Below are 20,396 nucleotides of genomic sequence, written 5' to 3'. Positions count from 1 at the left end.
AAAGAGGTGAACTGGGGCATGAACAATCAACTTGTCGAAGAACGAGTTAGTCGTATCCTAGAAGATTTAAGAAGTTCTAATCAAAGAATTACCCCCCAAAAAAGGGCTATCCTTGCTTATTTAATGACGCATCCTAGTCATCCGAGCGCTGAACAAATTTATGAGTCACTAAAGCCTCAGTTTGATCGGATGAGCTTAGCGACAGTGTATAATAATTTAAATACCTTTGTGAATGCGGGTTATGTTCTAGAATTAAATGTTCAAGGGCAAACAAAATTGTATGATTTTAATCATGGAAGACATGCACATGTTATTTGTAAGGATTGTGGTCATGTTGAAGATTTATATTTAAATGAAATAGATCAGATGGTTCAAGCAGCTAATAAGGCGAGCGACTATGATATAAGTGATGTTGAAGTGACTTTTTATGGTCGATGTAATCATTGTAAGAAGAACTAATGAAGTAGCGTATGACAAAGAAGATACTCTATTAGTTATATCAGAAAGGCCCTGTAGGAAGTTCATCCTACAGGGCCTTTCTGTTTAGAGATTAAGTTGATTTTCCAAATTTCGAGGTTTACTAAAAAATTATCGGTAAGCAATCCCCATTTTATCTTCCATGATTGCTAATGTTTGATTGGCTAATTCATTGGCTTTTATGGCTCCTTGAGAGAGGATATCAAAGAGTTCGTCAGAGGTCATAAGGGCTTGGTAACGTTCTTGGATTGGCTGTAAAGTAGCTACAAGTAAATCAGCTAAATCCTGTTTAAAAGGTCCATAGCCTTTACCTTGATAATTTGCTTCTATTGACTCTAATGATTGACCACTTAAGCTTGAATAGATTGCCATCAGATTTGCCAGACCTGCTTGGTTTTCAGGGTCATATTTTACTTGACCTAGTGAATCAGTCACCGCTGATTTTATTTTTTTGATCATTTGTTTAGGATCATCTAGCAGTGAGATATAGCCTTTAGGATTACTGTCTGATTTAGACATTTTTGAGGAAGGGTCTTGTAGACTCATTACGCGACTGCCTGCTTTTGGATAGACCCCTTCAGGCTTCACCAAGCAGTTTTCACCAAAACGATTGTTAAAACGATCGACGAAGTTACGGGTTAATTCCAAGTGTTGTCGTTGGTCATCTCCAACGGGCACATATTTGGCTTGGTAGAGAATAATATCACTGACCATCAAGGCTGGGTAGCATAAAAGACCGGCCCCTACAGATTGTTGTTTTTGAGCTTTATCTTTAAATTGAGTCATTCGTTCCAATTCGCCTAGACCAGTTAGACAAGTAACTAACCAAGAGGCTTTAGTATGAGCAGGGACATCCGATTGGACGAAAATGGTAGCTTTTTGGGGATCAATACCAATAGCAAGATATAAGGCAGCGAGTTGTTTGGTCCGCTGTCTAAGTGTTTCAGGATCTTGGTTAACGGTAATGGCGTGTTGATTAACAACACAGTAAATGGCGTCATATTGGTCTTGTAGATCTACAAAAGATTTCATTGCGCCTATATAATTACCCAGAGTTGGAATTCCTGAAGGTTGAACCCCAGAAAAAATACGTTCTTTCATGTGGATACCTCTTTCTTACATACTTCTTATCATAATCTTATTATAAGCTATTTTTAGTAGAATAGCTAAAAGAAAAAACGTTTGATCATGAAGATTCTATGAAATTTACACTTAAAATCAAATGATCATTGTAATTTAATGATTTTTATTGTAATATTTAGACATAGGAAGACTAATTTAGAATCGTTATCTTATTTTTGGTCTTCTGAAGCGTTGTGTTTAACTTAACAACTTAAATATATACGTGACCGAAATTCGTGAGCGAAACATGTTCATTAAAAGAAAGGAAGTTATTCCATGGTAACATTGTATGTCACTCCCAGTTGTACGTCATGTAGAAAGGCCCGTGCGTGGTTAGAAGAGCACGGTATTCCATTTGAAGAACGTAATATTTTTACAGAACCTATAACTCGTGATGAATTAAAGAATATTCTAAGAATGACCGAGGAAGGGACGGAAGATATTGTTTCTACTCGTTCCAAGGCTTATTCAAACTTAGATGTCAAAATTTCTGAGCTTCCCTTGAACCAATTTTATTCATTGATTCAAGAAAACCCAGGCTTACTTAGACGCCCAATTATTATTGATGATAAACGTCTTCAAATTGGTTATAATGACGACGAAATTCGTCGGTTTTTACCGCGAGAAGTTAGGGCACGTGAATTAGAAAGAGCACGAGCCTTAGTCAATGAATAATTATGCATCCATAATATGTAGAAGAACAAGTGACTGTCGTTGCTTGTTTTTTTTACTCATTAGGCCTGAGCTTGAAAACAGGGTTAAATTTTGCTATGATAACAACACTTTAGTGATTTTATTGGTAAGTGATTCAAATAATAGTATAATGAAAGTAAGTGGAGGTGACACATTTTGGAAATGGAACATATCAATGATAATCTGATTAAGGTGATTATCAAGACAGAGGATTTATTAGATAGAGGGATTAACTTTTTAGATTTAATTGGAGATCAAGCTCAAATTGAAAAGTTCTTTTATTCCATCCTTGAGGAAGTTGATGTGGATCGACACTTTAATGATAGTGATGCGGTAACTTTCCAAGTGATTCCTAATAGTCAAGGCTTGGAATTATATATAAGTCGGGCGAATGTGGAAGACTTAGATAAGGTATGGGATGATGAACTAAGTCGTCGTCTAAGAGCAAGGCAAGAACGTCTTCATAAGGAAGGGCAAGAGGAAACGGAAGATCTAATGGAAGCTCCAAACTCTTATGTGGACAAAAGAATTCTTCAACAAATTCTAGAAGCTATTCCAAGTAAGTCGGCTAATGAGTCGGATGAAGTGACTCCCGAAGATGAGACGATTGAATATGAAGTGGTTCAATTTTCATCCTTAGAGGACTTCTTAAAATTGGCTAGAGAGCTCCCTCTTACCGAAGTTGAAAGTGATCTGTATCATATGGGTGATAATTATTACCTTGTTCTATATGGTTTAGAAGAATTTGTAAAAGATGAAAGTCAAGCGAATCGGCTTTTGAATTTATTTGAATATGGAGAGGCCGTCTATGTGACTATAGCGGTTCTGCAAGAACATGGTCAGATGATTCGCTCAGAAGATGCTTTGGCCTTCTTTGGTAAACAGCTATAGAACAATATCTAATTTAATCGATTAGCAAAAACCCAGATTTTTCTGGGTTTTTTTGTACTTGTTTTTATATTAGGGTAGTTATTAAAATGTTTTTTAGGCGGATTTTATAATCAACTTAGCCACCATAAAAAATAAAAAAGCCATGTAAATTCATGTTATATTTTAGCTACCACACAAAAAATATAAGGAGAATGAATTTACATGACGCAAACACACTCTACCACATCTGATCGGAAATCAAAACACTTATCGTTCAAAGAACGGAGCCAAATTGAGCTTTTGAAAGAACAAGACCATTCTAATCGAGCCATTGCTCGCATACTCGGACGGTCGCCACAGACAATCCATAACGAAATTAAACGCGGTACCATTAAACAAATCCGACAACAAAAGCAAAACGGCAAGGTTTATAAATGGTACTATTCTAAGTATGTCGCTGAAGTCGGCCAAGAAAATTATGAGCATCAGCGTCAAAATTGTGGGCGCAAACCTCTCTGGTCCTACTCAAGTGACTTTATCGATTGGGCCGATCAGCGGATGTTAGAAGATAAATGGTCGCCTGATGTCGTCGTCCACCGAGCCAAAGAAGTCCTTGATATCGACCCTCGACTCATTCCTTGTACCACCACCCTCTATTATTGGATTGATTGTCAGATTATGAAGACGCGAAATATTGATTTATTTGAAAAACTTCGTCGTAATACCAAAGCGAGAGTACCGAAGACCCGCCCCCATAAGAAAGTCTTGGGAACTTCCATCGACGAGCGCCCTGAGGAAATCAATAAGCGGAATACTTTTGGCCACTGGGAAATTGATACGGTCATTGGCAAGAAAGGTAAAGATGAACCCGTCTTGTTAACCTTAGCTGAACGATTCAGTCGATTTGAAGTCATTCTAAAGATAAAGAATAAGACTGCACAAGCGGTGGAGGTCGCCCTAAGAAAGTTACAAGGACTCGCAGGCGATCATTTATCGTTACTCTTCAAGAGTATGACAGCTGATAATGGCTTAGAGTTTGCGACGTTAAGTCAAGCGGTGGCTGAACAAATAGCGGTCTACTTTGCCCATCCTTATGCTTCTTGGGAAAGAGGGACCAGTGAAAATCAACATGGATTCATTCGACGCTTCTTACCCAAAGAAACATCAATGAAAGATATAACAGAAGCGGATTGTCTCCGAATCCAACAATGGATGAACAACTATCCGCGCAAAATTTTAGACTATGAGACCCCTTATGAAGTCTTTGTACGCTGTTTACATAAAGAAAGACGATCTCTAGCACTCGTTCCGGCTTGACAACGAGCCTCCCTCTGCATGGTTTTCGTGTTAGGGGGTTGACTCAAAACCTGTGAGCCAAACTACCATGCCTCAGCTCATTGTCAAGCCGTCACTAAAAGAGTGGAATAGCTTTAGATAGAACGTTAACCAGGTGGCTAACTTATACTTGAAATTTACGAAAATGTTTTTTAAGAAATCATGCACTGATAAATTGAAAAACATATTGATAAGCGCTTATAGACTGTTAAACTTAGTTTAGTGACGTTTTCATCATATTTTTGTAAATTGAGGGGTGTTTGATGATTTTTATATAAGTGGTACCATTGAATGATCTAGTATCAATTCTCCAATATAGGATCGATTCTATGGTAGTTGAGACGATCTTAGAAGAGAAATCTAGACTCATACCAATGATTGCTTTTTAATTTAGCTATTTAGTTAATTGGATAAGTAGTTAGCAAATAGATTGTTACTCAGCTATTAGACGAACGAAGCTTTATAAGTATGAAAACGATGGGGATCAAAAGATATACTAGGCCCAGCTTACGATGGTCTATTTGTGAGGGCTATATCTTAGCAGATTGATGATATATTGCTAGGATACGTATTAGATTGTGCAGGATTCATTAACCAATTAGGTCATGGTGAATAAACGAAGATCCAGTATTAATATATTTTTTTATTTTATATTTTAAGAATTTATTTGTAGAAATGAGGAATAACCAGGTGGATGATTTTTTTAATGATGGTCGTTTATATGACCCCGGTCAAACAGATATTATCAAACAACAGAGGCAGTACAATCAATTACTATATCAATTGAATCAAACGCCGGCTGAAGATTTAACTCGAAGAACGGCTTTGTGTGAGAAGCTATTTGGATCCTTTGGTCAAGAATCTTATATTGAATTACCAGTTCATGCAAGCTGGGGGAAACATACCTATTTTGGGAAAGGAGTATATTGTAATTTTAATCTGACTTTGGTGGATGATGCGATGATTACGATTGGCGATGATACCATGATTGGACCCAATGTGACAATAGTAACTGCTTCACACCCTATTGATCCAAGACAAAGAAGGAAAAAGTTGCAATATAATCAACCGGTTAAAATCGGGAAGAATGTGTGGTTAGGGGCGAATGTCACGATATTAAATGGTGTTTCCATTGGAGATAATTCAGTGGTTGGTGCGGGTAGCCTAGTGACCAGGGATATTCCAACTAATGTCTTAGCTTATGGGTCACCTTGTCGTGTGATTCGTTCAATTTTAGAGGAATAAAGGAGAAGAAAATGCGACCTTTTATGGTATCTATTTTCTTGAATATAGGTGGGTTATCTCATATTAGACTTGATGAGTCGATTGGGAGAGGGGTCAAGTTAGAAACTTGCTTTTTCCGTCATTTTTCAAGATAGCGATATGGTAAAAAGAGCGAGCGTTTTTAATTTGACGATGCAAGATTAGCGATTTATTTTAATGGATGCAGGAACTTCAGAGGTGTTGGCATTGGTATAAAAATCGTTAAATAAATGTGTCTAAAGCTGTTAGTAAAGTAGATTTAGTCACATATTTTTGGTTAACATGAGTATGTAGCAAACAAGATTGGCTGTGAAAGCAGAATAAAATGAAAAAAAGTCTTTTCTTGATAAAGATTTTCCGCTATGATTAGAAAGTCTTATAGCTAACTCATAAAATTAATGGACTTTTAATAATGAGGTCAAACGACTAACCTGTTTAAGAAAGGATGACTCAGATGTCAGGATTATTTAATCAAATAGCAGGCCTACTGTGGGGCTTGCCAATTATCTTTTTAATATTGGGGGTGAGTGTCTATTATACGGTAATTATGAAATTTCCTCAGTTCACTCAACTTAAGGAGATGTTTCGATTATTGAAAGAGCGAGGCGAATCTGAGGAGGGATTGTCACCATTCCAGTCATTTATTTTTACAGCCGCTCGAACGATTGGTGTGGGTAATATTGCGGGAATGGCCATGGGAATCTACTTTGGAGGGCCAGGTGCAATATTTTGGTTGTGGGTATTAGCCTTGTTTGGATCATCCATAGCTATTTTAGAAGGAACTCTTGGTCAAACATATAAACAAGTTATTCATAATGAATACAAGAGTGGGCCGGCTAACTATATGGCTAAAGGCTTCAAATCGAAAAGGCTTGGTAAAGGGTTCGCCATTGCTTATTCGCTGATTACTGCCATATCATTGACCTTTTTGATGTCAGGGGTTCAAGCCTTTTATATCGTTCAAGGTTTGCATGATGCTTTTAATCTTCCTGTGATTATATTGGCAATCGCTTTTACTTTGTTATTAGGTATTGTGATTTTTGGCGGATTAAAGCGAATTGGTCATACTAGTCAAAAATTGTCACCGATTGCTGGTTTGGTTTATGTTACTTTATCTTTGATTGTGATTGTAGTGAATTACCAAAAAATGCCTGAAGTAATCTCTTTAATTTTCCAATCAGCCTTTGGCCAGCAAGCAGTTTTTGGTGCGGTAGTAGCTAGTGCACTGCAGTGGGGTATTCGTCGTGGAGTCCATGCTAATGAGATTGGAATTGGTACCTCTGCTATTACATCGGCAACTGCTCAGGTAAGTCATCCAGCCCAACAAGGATTGTTAGGCGGTTTAAGTGTATATATTGGAACCTTATTTGTTTGTACGACGACGACCTTTATGATTTTGGTGACCGATTCTTATAATGTGATCCATCCGAATGGAACGCTCATACATCAAGGAGTGCCTGGTTTACAAGCGGGAAATCCCTTTGTCGCCCATGCCATCCAATCCGTTATTCCAATCCCAAATATTGGAAACGTGATTGTTGCCTTAGCTATATTAATTTTTGCATTTGTGGCTTTAACAGCTTACTACCTCTATGCAGAAAGTAGTTTAGCTTATATTGTAGGAGATCATCCTAAAGTTTTTGTAGGACTGAAATGTTGTTTCCTTGTATCAATTTTTGTCGGCACCATGGTCGTTTCAGATGTCATTTGGGCAATGGCCGACATTGGTTATGGGCTAATGGCTTGGACGAATGTGATTGCTATATTATTTGTGGGACATCAAGGTGTTCGAATTGTTAAAGATTATACTGATCAACGTGCTCAAGGAATCAAAAAGCCAAGTTTTGTTCCAAAATCTCTAGGCTTAGAACCTCATAAGGGCATTTGGGATCAAGAAGCAGATTGAATTGTTTATACTGAATATTAAAATAACCGCTCAGGTCATTAAAATTAATGACTTGAACGGTTTTATTTATAATAAGTTAAACATTTAAGACTGTCGAATAAGTATTAATCAGTTTATAAGCGAAGCTCTACCATTGTTTTGAGAAACGGACAGATTAAAGGCACTTAGCACCACTTATGACAATAATTAATGATTAGTATAGAGAGCTTTAGAATAATTGCACTATGAAATAGTTAAGATCTCTACATGTTTCCTTCCTCGTTAAGCTTTAACATTTCTTCTTTGGAATAACGTGCAATCCCAAGGCCTGTTAAGCCACATAAAAGGCCAAAAATAGGGCAGAGATAACATAAAAAGGCATAAGGGACATATTGGCTAAATGAGATATTTAGAGTATCCACAATGAAGAGAGCTGTGACGCCATAGGGAATTAAAGTGACACCAAGCGTCCCACAATCTTCACAGATTCGTGAAGCATTCTCAGGTTTAAGACCATTCTTTTTAAAAAGATCAAGGACGGTGGATTGAACCATAATGGCCGCAAACATGTGGGAGCCAGTTAATGCGATGGCAAGATAAGAAACAAAGCTTCCTGTAGCAATCGATGAGAAGGTTGAGTTAATTCTATGTGAAATTTTTCCAACGAGTACATTGAGAATTCGCATTTCACGTAACATTCCTCCCATGCCGGTTGTGAAGATGAGAGCCTGTATGGTTCGAGTCATTGAGTCCATACCACCACGATTTAATAATTTTGATAAAAAGTCATTATTAAAGTCATAATCAAAGCCTGTTAGAGCAGCTTTTAATACCATGCTCGTATCGAATCCTTGATAAAAAATGGCAAATAGGATTCCCAGGGCGCCTCCAATTAGGATTGATTGGGAGGCAGGTCGACGCATGAGTAATAGTGTAATAACGACAATCATAGGAATAAGGGAAATAAGTCCAATATGATAATTTGCTTGTAAACCTGCTTGGATGGTGCTGATTGAATCGGTATTCACATTTGCTGTTCCTGCCCCAAAACCAAGAATTAAAAATAGAATGGCTGAGACAATCAAGGCAGGGACGGTTGTGTATAGCATATGTTTAACATGGGTCATTAGTGGAACACCCATTACAGAGGAGGCAAAATTCGTGGTATCGGAAAGGGGAGACAGTTTATCTCCAAACCATGAACCTGAGATTAAGGCGCCGGCGACCATACCAGGATGAATCCCCATGCCATTTCCAATACCTAAAAGGGCAATGCCCACTGTTCCGATAGTTCCCCATGAAGTCCCGGTGAACATGGAGGTTAATGCACAGATCAAAAGGGTTGCAACAAGAAAATAGGAGGGGTTAATCAAAGATAAACCATAATAGATGATAGTCGGTACAGTTCCAGCAGCGATCCAGGCGGAGATTAAGACGCCAACTCCTAGCATGATGATGACCGCTTGGATTGAGTTGCGGATAGTATCAATGGCAATGGTTTCTAGCTCGGGATAGGTATAACCTAAAAAATGAGCGAAGAAATTGACGATAAGCCAAGATAGAAACATGACTACAGCTAGGGGGGCTTGGAAGATTCGAATGCCACAGACCATAATAATGGCGATGGTCACTAAGACTAGACTAGCATAAGCAAAGCTAGGGTCCTTTTTTGGAAGTTGTGTTTTTGTTTCGTTCATAATAAGCTCCTTTAGAGTTTAGTTGTTGAAAAATAATCCATCGGTAAAATTTCTGCTAAACTTGTTAAATGATAGTTACGATAGCCAGTGACACTTTCGGCATAAAGCAAAGAATGGATAACAGCTTCTTCGACGGACTCTTTTACAGCTCGAAAGACTTGGTCAAGCCGGTCATCCGCAAAGACGGTTATTTGATGTAGGGATTGACCACTCTCATGGGGGATGCGATTGGCTGTAGAATAGGCGAGAACGATTTCGCCACTTCCATTAGTGATTAAAGAACCTGACTGAGAAAGTCCTACTACAGCGCGTTTGGCCAGCCGTTTTAGTTGACGATTTGATAAGGGTAAATCGGTAGCCAGAAGTGTGATGACTGACCCTTGATCTTTAGATGGATCGTGGGGTCTCGGAATCTCTTGACCAATCGGTTGATGATTGATGACCAGATCTTCATACTTGCCGTGGTTGGTTAAACACAGAGCACCCAGGATATAATTTTTACCATCGACCTGGATTTGTCTTGAGGCAGATCCAATGCCTCCTTTAAGGTCATGACATTTCATGCCGCGACCGGCACCAACAGCCCCTTCTGGAAAACCAAAGTGTGCCTCTTCTAAGGCTTGTAAAACGTGTTTTTCTTGAATTGGCATTGAGCGGATATTATTAAGTTTTTGGTCATTGCATTCTAAAACGACTTGGTTAATGGTTCCGGTCGTATCCGCTATACAAGGATTTTGATTCAAGTTATAACGAATCGCTGCATTGAGGCAAGTTCCGACGGCAAAAGTATTGGATAGAATGATCGGACTTTCTAGTGAGCCCAGTTCATCAATTTGAACTAAGCCGACTGACTTTCCAAAGCCGTTAATGACATGGGTTGCAGCAGGAAACTTATTTAAGAAGGCATTACCTGGACCAGGGATGATTGCGGTGACCCCTGTTTGAATTTCTCCTTCGTTGAGTGTGACATGGCCCACTCTAACGCCGGGGACATCGGTTATTTTATTATATGGGCCGGGATTGAGATGGCCAATTTTAGGTAGAGTAATCGTCATCGATTATCAAACTCCTTTCTATTTTTCCTATTATAGCAAAGTCAATAAATATAAGGAAATCGAGTTAAGTAATCCTAGAAAAAGGAGATCCAGCTCATCTAATTATAGTTGTCAGACATTTATTATTTTTTTTAATAGATACAAAATGATTATTGGAGCGATAATTAACGACTTCATCTCAAAAGATAGGAGCTGACTAAAACTTTTATTAATATTTACAATATATTTTCAAGGCGGATTATTTGACGCAAGTAATCGCGCTTTATAAACTAGAGATAACATTGAAAGGAGTGGTTGCATGGCGAAAATGCAAGCAGCAAGATGGTATGGTGCGAAAGATGTTCGGATTGAAGAAGTAGAGGTTCCTAGTCCGAAAGAAAAAGAAATTAAATTGGCGATTAAATATACAGGGATTTGTGGTACGGATTTGCATGAATACTTAGCAGGACCTATTTTCATTCCTCAGGATCAACCTCACCCTATTTCAGGAGTTAAAGCTCCTGTAACATTAGGACATGAGTTTTGTGGGGAAGTGGTTGAAGTAGGAGACAAGGTGGATCGTGTCAAAGTAGGCGATCGTGTTGTGATCGAGCCGATCATTGCACACAATGGGTTAATTGGTGATTATAATCTAGACCCTGATTTAAATTTTGTTGGTTTAGCAGCAGATGGTGGTTTTGCTGAGTATTGTGTGGTTGATGAACAATTAGCACACATAATCCCAGAAGGGTTATCTTATGAGCAAGCGGCTTTAACTGAGCCAGCTGCTGTTGCTCTTTATGCGGTTCGTCAATCTGCTATTAAAGCGGGTGATACAGCGGTTGTTTTTGGATGTGGTCCGATTGGCTTATTAGTGATTGAAGCCCTAAAAGCTGCCGGCGCCTCTAAGATTTATGCAGTTGAATTATCAACGGAACGCCAAGAAAAAGCAGAAGAATTAGGTGCAGTTGTCGTTCGTCCAAAAGCTGACCAAGATATGGTTGAAGCGATTATGGAATTAACGGATGGTGGCGTTGATGTTGCTTATGAAGTAACAGGTGTACCTGTTGTCTTGAAGCAAGCTCTTGCTAGTGTACGTAAAGCGGGTGAAGTGATGATTGTCTCTATTTGGGAAAAAGAAGCCAGCATCCATCCTAATGAATTTGCGATTGGAGAAAAAACAATGAAGGGAATTATTGGCTATCGTCATGTGTTCCCTAAGGTCTTAGAATTAATGGAGAATGGTTACTTCCCTGCTGATAAATTAGTCACACAAAAGATTAAAGTAGAAGATATCGTTGAACAAGGGTTTGAAGCTTTGACCCAAGATAAGTCTCAAGTTAAGATCCTTGTCTCACCAAAATAATAAAGTTAACTATTGGTACTTTGTATTAGTTGTAATTACCGAGCGATTATAAAGTCAGAAATAGATATATGATTGGAAATTTCCATATCGAGAACCAAGCCATTTAAATGGCTTGGTTCTTTTTTTGAATCGCATTTAGTTCCCAGTTGAATGAATAGTGATGGGTTAGCTTCACTTCAATTGATGATCATTGTATGAATATTTTAAGTTATTTCTTCATTAGCTAGATTGTAGACTTGCAATGCTTAATATAAATTTTTACGATATAATGGAGTCATTGGATAGTAAGGAGCTAAATTATGAATAATTTAATGAAACAAATTTTTCGCTTTGTATTAGTTGGCGGAACAGCTACTCTTTTAGATATGGGGATTCTATATGTCTTGAACTATCTTTGGGGAGTAAATCATCTCATAGCGGCAACGCTAGCTTTTATTTTAGCGACTTTTTATAATTATGCGATGAGTATGCGTTTTGTTTTTATTTCCAAGTTTGATGCGGCGAGTCGTCACAAAGAAATCATAGCTTTTTTTGTTTTGAGTCTCGTTGGTTTGATTATTACGGTGGTTGGTTTGGCATTCTTTGTTGACTATTTAAATTTTGATGTCATGTTATCGAAGGTTTTAGTCGGTGTCGTGGTCATGATCTTTAATTTTGTGTCACGAAAAATATATTTTGAAGCATAGGAGGAGACCATGAAAGTCAGTATATTAGTCCCTTTTTATAATGAAGAGGAAATGATTGAAAAAATGCATCAAGTGCTATCAGACTATGTCAATCAGTTATCGGACTACGATTTTGAATTTGTGTATATTGATGACGGGTCAAATGATCAGACTTTGCCTTTAATGCGGTCGATTGCTCAAGCGGACAGTCGCGTTCGTTATTATTCCTTTAGTCGTAATTTTGGGAAAGAAGCTGGACTACTAGCCGGGCTAGACCATATGACTGGTGATTGTGTAATTATTATGGATGGCGATCTACAAAACCCCCCTTATCTGATCCAACCTATGCTCGAAAAATTCCAGGAAGGATACGACTTAGTTTCGGCAAAGCGTAACCGTAAAGGCGAAAAGGCAATTACAACATTTTTTGCCCATTCATTTTATAAAGTAGCCAATCATATGATGGAAGTGCATTTAAAGGACGGAGTATCGGATTTCCGTCTCTTGTCACGTCGGGCTGTCGAGTCTATTCGAAGAATGCCTGAATATAACCGATTTTCCAAGGGGATTTTTGCATGGATCGGCTTTAAAGAAGCTGTGGTGGAGTATGATAATGAATTGCGTGAAGCTGGAACAACTAAGTGGTCTTTTAGATCATCTCTCAATTATGCTTTGGATGGTATTTTATCTTTTTCAAATCAGCCGTTACGCTTAATTTTCGGACTCGGTTTATTTTGTATTGGTTTATTTATTCTGTATATATTATATTTGTTTGTCATGTATTTTGTGAATAAAGACCAAACCGTTTCGGGATATTTTACAACTATTTTTACCATTGTATTCTTTGGTGGAGTGCAGCTTGTTTCAATTGGGATTTTAGGAGAATATATTGGGAAAATTTTTTATGAAGTGAAACGTCGGCCCCATTACATTATTCAAGAAACTAATGTTGAGGAGGAAAAATAACATGAAAAAAAAGATTTCAATTTATTTGAGTACTTTTCTTGTGACTTTGGCTGTGATGATGTTGGCTTGGTATTTTAATGGGTTCTACCCTTTTGGCGTCAAGTCTTTTTTAGCGATTGACTTTAATCAGCAATTTATTGATCTGTATATTTTGCTTAGACGTGTTATCCATACGGGAGATTGGGGAGCCTTATTTTATTCTTTTACTAAGTCTCTAGGAGGAAATATGGTAGGGGCTTGGGCCTATTATTTATTAAGTCCTTTTAATCTATTTTACGTACTATTTCCAATTGAACGAATGATTGATGCGGTCTTCTTTTCCGTGTGGTTGCGCTATGGAGCGATGGCTCTATCGATGACTTATTATTTAATGAAACGGCATCAGGGAGTGACAAAACCCTTTTTAACGATAGCGATTGCTACAGCCTATGCTTTAAATGGTTTTGCCGTTTCTTATCAGATGACCCCTATTTTTATGGATGCTTTATGGCTTCTGCCATTAGTGATGGTTGGTTTAGAACGTTTTTTAGATGGGGAAAATCCCAAACAATATATCATTTTCTTGGCGCTAACTTTTTTGATCCAATACTATATGGCTTATATGATTAGCATTTTTATTGCTATCTATACTTTTTATTACTTATGGGTTAAGCATGTCCAAAAACCTCAAATTAATTTTTATCGGGAATCTTTGATCAAAATTCTTCAATTAGCAGCTTTTTCTTTATTAGCTATTGGACTTACAGGATTCATTCTTATTCCTAATATCTATAACTTAGTTTTTTCTAAAGGAGCACTTTCCTCTTCAATGGTTTTTGATTGGCATTTTCAGATTAATCCTTTAGATATTTTAGCCAAATATATGATAGGGGCTTTTGACAATGATTCTTGGTCAGCGGGGCCTAACCTACCTAATCTATATATGGGATCCTTAGGATTAATAGGTGTGTTTTGTTATTTTACACAAAAAGAAAGATCATGGAAGCAAAAAGCAGGCTCAGCAATCGTTCTGTTAATCTTTTTCTTATCAATTTGTCATGAGTGGACCAGTAAAATATGGCACATGGGTCAAAACCCTGCGGGCTTCTTTTATCGTTTCTCTTGGATCCTTATATTCTATCTCCTGATTCTAGCTTTTCAAGGACTAAAACGGAGTCGTGTTAAGGATTGGCAAGTGATGACGGGGCTAGGAGCTTGGTTTATGGTGATGGTTATTGTCATGGCCGGTGATTATTCATTCTTATCGCCGATCCAGATTCAACTGTCTGCTTTGATTGCTGGAATTATGATGGTCGGTCTTTATTACTTTTCAAATGAGTTTTTAAAATGGGGACTAGTTCTTATATTGACTTTTTCAGAGTTAGGGGCTAACGTCTATTTTTCACAGGAAGATATTAATCATAATAATGCCTACAAGTTCCAAAATGCTTTGGCCACAATTGGCCAGGCAGTCGACCAAGTCCGTCCAGATCAACATGATTTTTATCGGATTAGCAAGACTTTTTATCGGTCTAAGAATGATCCTATGACCTTTAATTATCCAGGCTTAACTAACTTTTCATCATCTCTAGAGGGGGCGACTCGCGATCTGTTTGAACGTTTAGGAAATTCAGGTGTCGATGCCGCAATCTATTACTATGGTACGCCTTTAACGGATGCTTTGCTTTCCGTAAAGTATTTGATTCAAAATGAGCCTTTTTATTCGGATGATCAGGCGATCATTGACCAAACATACGTTTTTCCGACAGATGTAACTCGCTTGGATTTAGTTAGTCAAGATCATGAAATTGGGAAAACGGATCGCTTTACCCTTTATCAAGTGCCGGATAGTTTACCCATTGCTTATGGGGTAAACGAAGCAACGGTTCGTCTAAATTTATTAGATAATCAGCCAATTATGAATCAAAATCTGATTGCTCAAACGATGACTCAAAGTGTTGATCCTTTCTTTGAAGAAGTGCCGGTTGATTGGCAAACGCAGGACGTTAATCTTGGAACGACAGCTGAAGGTCATCAAATCTATACTCGTAAAGAAGGAAGTGAAACCGGTGAAATCAGCCTTCATTTCACTCCTGAAACAGATGATCCTTATTTTATTAAGATACCGCGAAGTTTATCGACCTATCTTAATGAGGTGACTCTTAGCTTGAATGATCAATCCTTTGCTTATCGTTCAAAATTTACCAACGATCAAGTTTTCAATGTGGCCTCAGGGGCAAAAGGGGTTGAACAATCTTTTAAAATTACTTTAAAAGCAGATCGCCAATTTGATCTAACTCAATTGAAACTATATCGTATGGATGCTAAACGAGTTAAGGATTTGATTCACTCCCATCAAGCTGAGGGACTAGAGGTGAGCGACTGGGGTTCTAATTATGTCACAGGTCAAGTCCATATTGATCACTCCGATTATTTATTAACATCGATTCCTTATGATGAGGGATGGCGAGTTAAGCTAGATGGGCAAAGCGTTCAACCTATTAAAGCGTGGGATGCCTTATTGGCTTTCCCAATCAGTCGGGGTAACCACCAAGTAGAATTAACTTTTATTCCAAAGGGCCTTATCCTTGGAGTGGGTATTTCAATAATTTCAGTTATTACATTAATTATTTGTTCAATTTATCGCGGAAAGATTAGACCGCGTCAGATTAAAAAGGAGGAAGACCATGCCTGAATTACCCGAAGTTGAAGCTGTTAGGCAAGGGTTAGATCGTTTAGTGACGGGTCGAACGATTGAACAAATTCAAGTATTATGGCCACGAATTGTTGATGCGAGAACACCAGAAGAAGTCTCTGGGTTTGAAGCTAGTCTTGCAGGCTCAACAATTCAAAAAGTGTCTCGCCGTGGCAAGTACTTACTCTTTTATTTGGACGATGGTATTTTGGTGTCTCATCTAAGAATGGAAGGAAAATTCCATTTTTTTCCGCAAGCCAACTCGGCTGATTTGCCTGCTCATGTTCATCTTAAATGTTATTTTACCGATCAATCATTGTTGGTTTATCAAGATGTCCGTAAATTTGGACGTTTTGAACGACTTGAATTGGGTCAAGAGGCCGAATTCTTTGCGAATAAAAAGTTAGGGCCAGAGCCCACGGCGGATTGCTTTTTATTGTCGGATTTTATAGAATCTTTAGCTAAGTCACAGCAAATGATTAAGCCGGCTTTACTGAGTCAGCGTCTGGTGGCTGGCTTAGGGAACATCTATGTTGATGAATGTCTATATCAAGCTGGAATTCATCCGGCAACCCGAGCAAAAGATTTAAGAAACAATCAAATAATACAGTTGCATCAAGCGATTATTGAGACGATTCAGTCTGCAGTAAAAGCTGGTGGATCCTCAGTTCGAAGTTATCGAAATGCCTTAGGCGAGGCTGGACATTATCAGGATCAGTTGAAGGTTTACCAGCGACAAGGACAAGCTTGCCTTCGTTGTGGACATGAGATTCAGAAAATAAAGTTAGCTCAGAGAGGAACTCATTTTTGTCCGCATTGTCAAAGATTGGGGGAAGTAAATTAATGCCCTACGTTATTGGAATAACAGGTGGAATCGCATCAGGAAAATCCACAGTAGCGGCCTACCTTAGACAACTTGGCTATCACGTTATTGATAGCGATCAGGTTGCGCATGACTTGATGAATCAAGCTCCTTTATTAGAGACCTTAAGTCATACTTTTGGTGATAGAATTGTGGACGATCGTGGTCAACTTGACCGGAGGCAATTAGCCTCAATCGTATTTAGTGATCCTAACTCCTTGGAAACTTTGAACCAATTAACGCACCCGCATATTTTTGAACGACTGCAAGCAATGTTGGCAGAAGTTCAAGCAGAGTTGTGTTTTTTGGAAGTTCCTTTGTTGTACGAATCCGGACGATTAGAATTATATGATGAAGTGTGGTTAGTTTGGTTGGATGAAGCGAGTCAATTAGAACGATTGATGAAGAGGAATGGCTATTCCTATCAGGAGGCCAAAAGTCGAATCGATAGTCAATGGCCCTTAGAAAAAAAGCGCCAGTTAGCTGACCGAGTTATTAATAATCAAAATGGCTATTTAGAAATGAAAAATCAAGTCAATCAAGCCTTACAAGGGCTTATAAATAAGTTATAATAGATTCTATAAGGGTTAGTAGAGAGGGGGGCTTTGATGGAATGCCCAAAATGTCATCAATCGCAGCTGAAAGTGATTGATTCAAGACCAGATGACTCCGCGAATGCTATTCGTCGCCGTCGTGAATGTTTAGCTTGTGGCTATCGTTTTAATACCTATGAACGTATTGAACGACGACCAATATTAGTGATTAAACGTGATGGGATGCGCGAGGAATTTAATCGCGATAAATTATTAAGAGGGATCGTTCGGTCGGCCGAAAAACGACCAATTACGGGTCAACAGATGGAAGACTTAGTAAATCAAGTTGAGACACAAATTATTGAACAGAATCAATCAGAAATTGAAAGTAAGCAAATCGGTGAATATGTGATGCCTTTATTGTTAGAGTTAGATGAAGTGGCCTATATTCGATTTGCTTCTGTCTATCGTAAGTTTCAATCGAAGGAGATGTTCATTAAGGAACTCGAAGCCTTAGATACTAAAAAGACGGAGAGCCCGACAACGCCTGTAGAACCTGTGAAGGATGAAGATGAATGATTAATCCATATCAAGCTTATCGGGTAAAGACTCAAAATCAGTTAGGGCCAAGCCAATTGCAAGTGTTAACACAGCTATATCAACCTTTTATGGGAGGACTAGCTTTGAGTCTGTATTTGACCTTAGCGAATCAACCCTTAGAGGCGCTTAATTGGTCGACGCGTCAATTGCATGCAGTGTTAATCAGTCAAATGAATGTGGGGATTAAGGATTTCAATCAAGCACGAGTAAACCTTGAAGGAGCAGGCTTGCTAGAGACATATCGAGATCAATCTTCTCATTCGAACCATGATCGGCAAACCATTATTTATGAATTGAAATGGCCTTTGTCTTCTGAACGTTTTTTTAAGGATCCTCAACTTTCTCTGGCTTTGTTTAACCAGATTGGGGATCAGGCTTACTTCAATCTGATCAAACAGTGGATTAACCAAAGTGATTTAGAAGACAGTTGGCGTCCCATGACCCTTGATTTTTCCTCGGTTTATCACGTGGGGAATCAAAGTAATCGGTTAGGAGAGATACAAGAAGCTGTTCAAGGCTTAGATTTTAAAGATCGATCAGGTTTGCAGATAGATCCTTTGAGTTTACAAGATCTATCCTTTAACTTTGATTTGTATTTACAGATTTTGTCTACCAAGTCGATGAACATGGATCATTTAACTCAGGCTGTTTTATTACAAATAGCTAGTTTGAGTCAGTTCTATCAACTAGATGAAGCAGCGATGGCTCAGGTAACTTATTTAGCTCAAAATCCTATTTCAGGACATATTAACTTGGTGGATTTAAAAACATATGCACAAAAGCAGGTTTTCTTTAAGCAAGAGCGGAAAAAACCAGAATTGACTATTCAAGATCAACCTTTGGTTATTGATCCCCAGCTAAAAACGAATTATCCTCATTTCTCAGATAAAGAATTGGAGATCGTTACTCTTTGTCAAAGTTTAAGTCCAAAAGAATTTTTACAAAGGGTAAAAGTAGCAGCAGGAGGCTTTGCGACGTCTTCTGAATATCATTTTGTTAAAGAATTGCAAAAAAATTCTTCGCTGTCTAATGGCGTGATTAATATGCTGATTTATTATCTGATTGCATTAGAGAAAAAGGCAACCTTTGAGAAGGGGTGGTCTGATCGCATCGCTAATGAATGGCAACAAGCTGGTCTTAAGGATCCTGCCCAGACTTTAGATTACTTGCATAAAGCGCAGGAAAAGAAGAAAGACAAAGCAAAAAATGACTTTAGAACTGCTAAATTTAATAAGTACTCAAGGCGGTCTAAGCGTCAGGAAAAACTCCCTTCATGGTTAGCTACATCAGATCCTAACAAGCATGGAAGTGAAGAGTCACCATCGACCGATAAGCAAACGAATTCGGGGGTTGAACTATCAGAAGATGAGATTCGGCAGCGCCTACAGGCGATTTTAAAAAAGGAGGGGAGATAGATGCAAAATATTGGACAGGTAATGGATCAGGTGTTGAAGAATTTGCCTCAAGCTGGATCGAGTCAAGCGATTTTTCAATCTTTGCTTTCTTTTGAACCCATTCAACGGTTTTTGAATGAACACCCAGAAGAGATAACAACTCAAATGATCGTTAATAGTTTGTCGAAATTAAATGAATATAAGTTAGAATGTGAGGCACTTGCTGCAGGAAAGCCGGGTCAAAACCCTGGGTTTCAACCTAAATTATTTTTGAACGCAGGGTATATTGATATTACTTATGAGCCGACACGGGCCTATCAAGAACGGCAAAGCCAGCTCTACAAAAAATCCTTGATTGATAATCGAATGATGTCACGCGATGTGCAGGAGGCGTCACTTGATAAATATGATATAAATAGTCCGCAAAGACGACTAGTTTTAGAAGCGGTGACTGATTTCTTGGGTCAAGTACAAGACGATATGCATTTAGCTAGAGGGATGTATTTAACGGGTCCTTTTGGTGTGGGAAAGACCTATTTATTAGGAGCCTTAGCCAATGCATTGGTCTATTTAAATATTGACGTAACAATGGTGCACTATCCAACTTTGACCAATGAAATGAAGGCTTTAATTAAGTCAAATAACGGTGTATATAATGAACTTAAGAAGCTGCAAAGGGTATCGGTGCTTATTTTAGATGATGTGGGTGCAGAATCAAATTCTGCCTGGCTAAGGGATGATATTTTATCCGTCATTCTAGAGTCTCGGATGAAGGAATCTTTACCGACTTTCTTCACGTCAAACTTTTCAATGGATGAATTGGAACAACATTTGGCTTCCACTCGGGAGGCTGATGAACCGGTTAAGGCGAAGCGTTTAATGCAACGAGTGCGATATTTAGCGAAAGAATTTTACCTTGATGGAGAAAATCGACGCTTACAGGGTCGAGATTAGGAGGAG

The 20,396-nt window shown here is 38.4% G+C and carries 18 protein-coding genes; 15 read left to right on the top strand and 3 right to left on the bottom strand.

Translation table 11 applies throughout. From position 1 onward, the window contains the following. Positions 1–18 precede the first annotated feature (18 nt). Positions 19–459: a Fur family transcriptional regulator gene (locus HMPREF9706_RS04170; RefSeq protein WP_006908138.1), complete on the top strand. Its 441-nt coding sequence runs from the start codon at positions 19–21 to the stop codon at positions 457–459. Positions 460–588: 129 nt separating this feature from the next. Here the strand turns inward: HMPREF9706_RS04170 and trpS are convergent, their stop codons facing one another. Further along, on the bottom strand, positions 589–1,578 hold the full coding sequence (gene trpS, locus HMPREF9706_RS04165; RefSeq protein WP_006908137.1) for a tryptophan--tRNA ligase: 990 nt from the start codon (positions 1,576–1,578) through the stop codon (positions 589–591). A 297-nt stretch (positions 1,579–1,875) separates the two neighbouring features. Between trpS and spxA the strand changes: the two genes are divergently transcribed. The 5 genes from spxA (at position 1,876) to HMPREF9706_RS04140 (ending at position 7,666) form a co-directional block, all read left to right on the top strand. After that, positions 1,876–2,274, top strand: a complete 399-nt coding sequence (spxA, locus tag HMPREF9706_RS04160; protein WP_006908136.1) for a transcriptional regulator SpxA — start codon at positions 1,876–1,878, stop codon at positions 2,272–2,274. Positions 2,275–2,454: 180 nt separating this feature from the next. Beyond that, on the top strand, positions 2,455–3,183 hold the full coding sequence (locus HMPREF9706_RS04155; protein ID WP_231285890.1) for an adaptor protein MecA: 729 nt from the start codon (positions 2,455–2,457) through the stop codon (positions 3,181–3,183). 201 nt (positions 3,184–3,384) lie between these two features. Continuing rightward, positions 3,385–4,479 carry an IS30 family transposase gene (locus HMPREF9706_RS04150; protein ID WP_006908134.1) on the top strand — a complete coding sequence of 365 codons (1,095 nt, stop codon included), beginning with the start codon at positions 3,385–3,387 and terminating at the stop codon, positions 4,477–4,479. Between the two features lie 693 nt (positions 4,480–5,172). Next, complete coding sequence (locus HMPREF9706_RS04145) at positions 5,173–5,742, top strand: sugar O-acetyltransferase (protein ID WP_040444585.1); 570 nt, start codon at positions 5,173–5,175, stop codon at positions 5,740–5,742. A gap of 472 nt (positions 5,743–6,214) precedes the next feature. Further along, a complete protein-coding gene (locus tag HMPREF9706_RS04140; RefSeq protein WP_006908131.1) occupies positions 6,215–7,666 on the top strand; it encodes an alanine/glycine:cation symporter family protein in 1,452 nt (483 codons plus the stop codon). A gap of 242 nt (positions 7,667–7,908) precedes the next feature. Here HMPREF9706_RS04140 and nhaC read toward each other — a convergent pair whose 3' ends face one another. Next, complete coding sequence (nhaC, locus tag HMPREF9706_RS04135; RefSeq protein WP_006908130.1) at positions 7,909–9,342, bottom strand: Na+/H+ antiporter NhaC; 1,434 nt, start codon at positions 9,340–9,342, stop codon at positions 7,909–7,911. Positions 9,343–9,353: 11 nt separating this feature from the next. Beyond that, the gene (locus HMPREF9706_RS04130) at positions 9,354–10,397 is read right to left on the bottom strand and encodes a DmpA family aminopeptidase (RefSeq protein WP_006908129.1); all 1,044 of its coding nucleotides are present in this window, start codon (positions 10,395–10,397) and stop codon (positions 9,354–9,356) included. A gap of 298 nt (positions 10,398–10,695) precedes the next feature. On the opposite strand from HMPREF9706_RS04130, the gene HMPREF9706_RS04125 reads away from it, so the two are divergent. The 9 genes from HMPREF9706_RS04125 to dnaI all read left to right on the top strand — a co-directional run bounded on the left by HMPREF9706_RS04125 (position 10,696) and on the right by dnaI (position 20,390). Further along, a complete protein-coding gene (locus HMPREF9706_RS04125; RefSeq protein WP_006908128.1) occupies positions 10,696–11,742 on the top strand; it encodes a 2,3-butanediol dehydrogenase in 1,047 nt (348 codons plus the stop codon). A 299-nt stretch (positions 11,743–12,041) separates the two neighbouring features. Then, positions 12,042–12,428 (top strand): GtrA family protein, encoded by a 387-nt coding sequence (locus HMPREF9706_RS04120; protein ID WP_006908127.1) that lies wholly within the window; start codon positions 12,042–12,044, stop codon positions 12,426–12,428. Between the two features lie 9 nt (positions 12,429–12,437). Beyond that, positions 12,438–13,373 carry a glycosyltransferase PgfS gene (pgfS, locus tag HMPREF9706_RS04115; protein ID WP_006908126.1) on the top strand — a complete coding sequence of 312 codons (936 nt, stop codon included), beginning with the start codon at positions 12,438–12,440 and terminating at the stop codon, positions 13,371–13,373. A gap of 1 nt (position 13,374) precedes the next feature. Beyond that, positions 13,375–16,047: a YfhO family protein gene (locus HMPREF9706_RS04110; protein ID WP_006908125.1), complete on the top strand. Its 2,673-nt coding sequence runs from the start codon at positions 13,375–13,377 to the stop codon at positions 16,045–16,047. Then, positions 16,040–16,891 (top strand): DNA-formamidopyrimidine glycosylase, encoded by an 852-nt coding sequence (gene mutM / locus HMPREF9706_RS04105; protein WP_006908124.1) that lies wholly within the window; start codon positions 16,040–16,042, stop codon positions 16,889–16,891. Before HMPREF9706_RS04110 ends, mutM begins: the two co-directional genes overlap by 8 nt. Next, positions 16,891–17,481, top strand: a complete 591-nt coding sequence (gene coaE, locus HMPREF9706_RS04100) for a dephospho-CoA kinase (protein ID WP_231285834.1) — start codon at positions 16,891–16,893, stop codon at positions 17,479–17,481. The genes mutM and coaE overlap by 1 nt, the downstream gene beginning before the upstream one ends. A 36-nt stretch (positions 17,482–17,517) precedes the next feature. Continuing rightward, entirely contained in the window at positions 17,518–18,021 is a 504-nt protein-coding gene (gene nrdR, locus HMPREF9706_RS04095; RefSeq protein WP_006908122.1) for a transcriptional regulator NrdR, read from the top strand. After that, positions 18,018–19,457, top strand: coding sequence for a DnaD domain protein (locus HMPREF9706_RS04090; RefSeq protein WP_006908121.1), 1,440 nt, complete (start codon positions 18,018–18,020; stop codon positions 19,455–19,457). The genes nrdR and HMPREF9706_RS04090 overlap by 4 nt, the downstream gene beginning before the upstream one ends. Further along, a complete protein-coding gene (dnaI, locus tag HMPREF9706_RS04085; protein WP_006908120.1) occupies positions 19,458–20,390 on the top strand; it encodes a primosomal protein DnaI in 933 nt (310 codons plus the stop codon). Positions 20,391–20,396: the final 6 nt, after the last annotated feature.

The organism is Facklamia hominis CCUG 36813 (assembly GCF_000301035.1).
GTDB classification, from domain to species: Bacteria; Bacillota; Bacilli; order Lactobacillales; family Aerococcaceae; genus Facklamia; species Facklamia hominis.
Note: the sequence above shows the minus strand (reverse complement) of the source record. Positions and strands in the feature narration are given on the sequence as shown.

Bases quoted from the DNA above. Each gene is read 5' to 3' on its own strand.
- HMPREF9706_RS04170 (WP_006908138.1), top strand. From the start codon at position 19: ATGAACAATCAACTTGTCGAAGAACGAGTTAGTCGTATCCTAGAAGAT.
- trpS (WP_006908137.1), bottom strand. From the start codon at position 1,578: ATGAAAGAACGTATTTTTTCTGGGGTTCAACCTTCAGGAATTCCAACT.
- spxA (WP_006908136.1), top strand. From the start codon at position 1,876: ATGGTAACATTGTATGTCACTCCCAGTTGTACGTCATGTAGAAAGGCC.
- HMPREF9706_RS04155 (WP_231285890.1), top strand. From the start codon at position 2,455: ATGGAACATATCAATGATAATCTGATTAAGGTGATTATCAAGACAGAG.
- HMPREF9706_RS04150 (WP_006908134.1), top strand. From the start codon at position 3,385: ATGACGCAAACACACTCTACCACATCTGATCGGAAATCAAAACACTTA.
- HMPREF9706_RS04145 (WP_040444585.1), top strand. From the start codon at position 5,173: ATGAGGAATAACCAGGTGGATGATTTTTTTAATGATGGTCGTTTATAT.
- HMPREF9706_RS04140 (WP_006908131.1), top strand. From the start codon at position 6,215: ATGTCAGGATTATTTAATCAAATAGCAGGCCTACTGTGGGGCTTGCCA.
- nhaC (WP_006908130.1), bottom strand. From the start codon at position 9,342: ATGAACGAAACAAAAACACAACTTCCAAAAAAGGACCCTAGCTTTGCT.
- HMPREF9706_RS04130 (WP_006908129.1), bottom strand. From the start codon at position 10,397: ATGACGATTACTCTACCTAAAATTGGCCATCTCAATCCCGGCCCATAT.
- HMPREF9706_RS04125 (WP_006908128.1), top strand. From the start codon at position 10,696: ATGGCGAAAATGCAAGCAGCAAGATGGTATGGTGCGAAAGATGTTCGG.
- HMPREF9706_RS04120 (WP_006908127.1), top strand. From the start codon at position 12,042: ATGAATAATTTAATGAAACAAATTTTTCGCTTTGTATTAGTTGGCGGA.
- pgfS (WP_006908126.1), top strand. From the start codon at position 12,438: ATGAAAGTCAGTATATTAGTCCCTTTTTATAATGAAGAGGAAATGATT.
- HMPREF9706_RS04110 (WP_006908125.1), top strand. From the start codon at position 13,375: ATGAAAAAAAAGATTTCAATTTATTTGAGTACTTTTCTTGTGACTTTG.
- mutM (WP_006908124.1), top strand. From the start codon at position 16,040: ATGCCTGAATTACCCGAAGTTGAAGCTGTTAGGCAAGGGTTAGATCGT.
- coaE (WP_231285834.1), top strand. From the start codon at position 16,891: ATGCCCTACGTTATTGGAATAACAGGTGGAATCGCATCAGGAAAATCC.
- nrdR (WP_006908122.1), top strand. From the start codon at position 17,518: ATGGAATGCCCAAAATGTCATCAATCGCAGCTGAAAGTGATTGATTCA.
- HMPREF9706_RS04090 (WP_006908121.1), top strand. From the start codon at position 18,018: ATGATTAATCCATATCAAGCTTATCGGGTAAAGACTCAAAATCAGTTA.
- dnaI (WP_006908120.1), top strand. From the start codon at position 19,458: ATGCAAAATATTGGACAGGTAATGGATCAGGTGTTGAAGAATTTGCCT.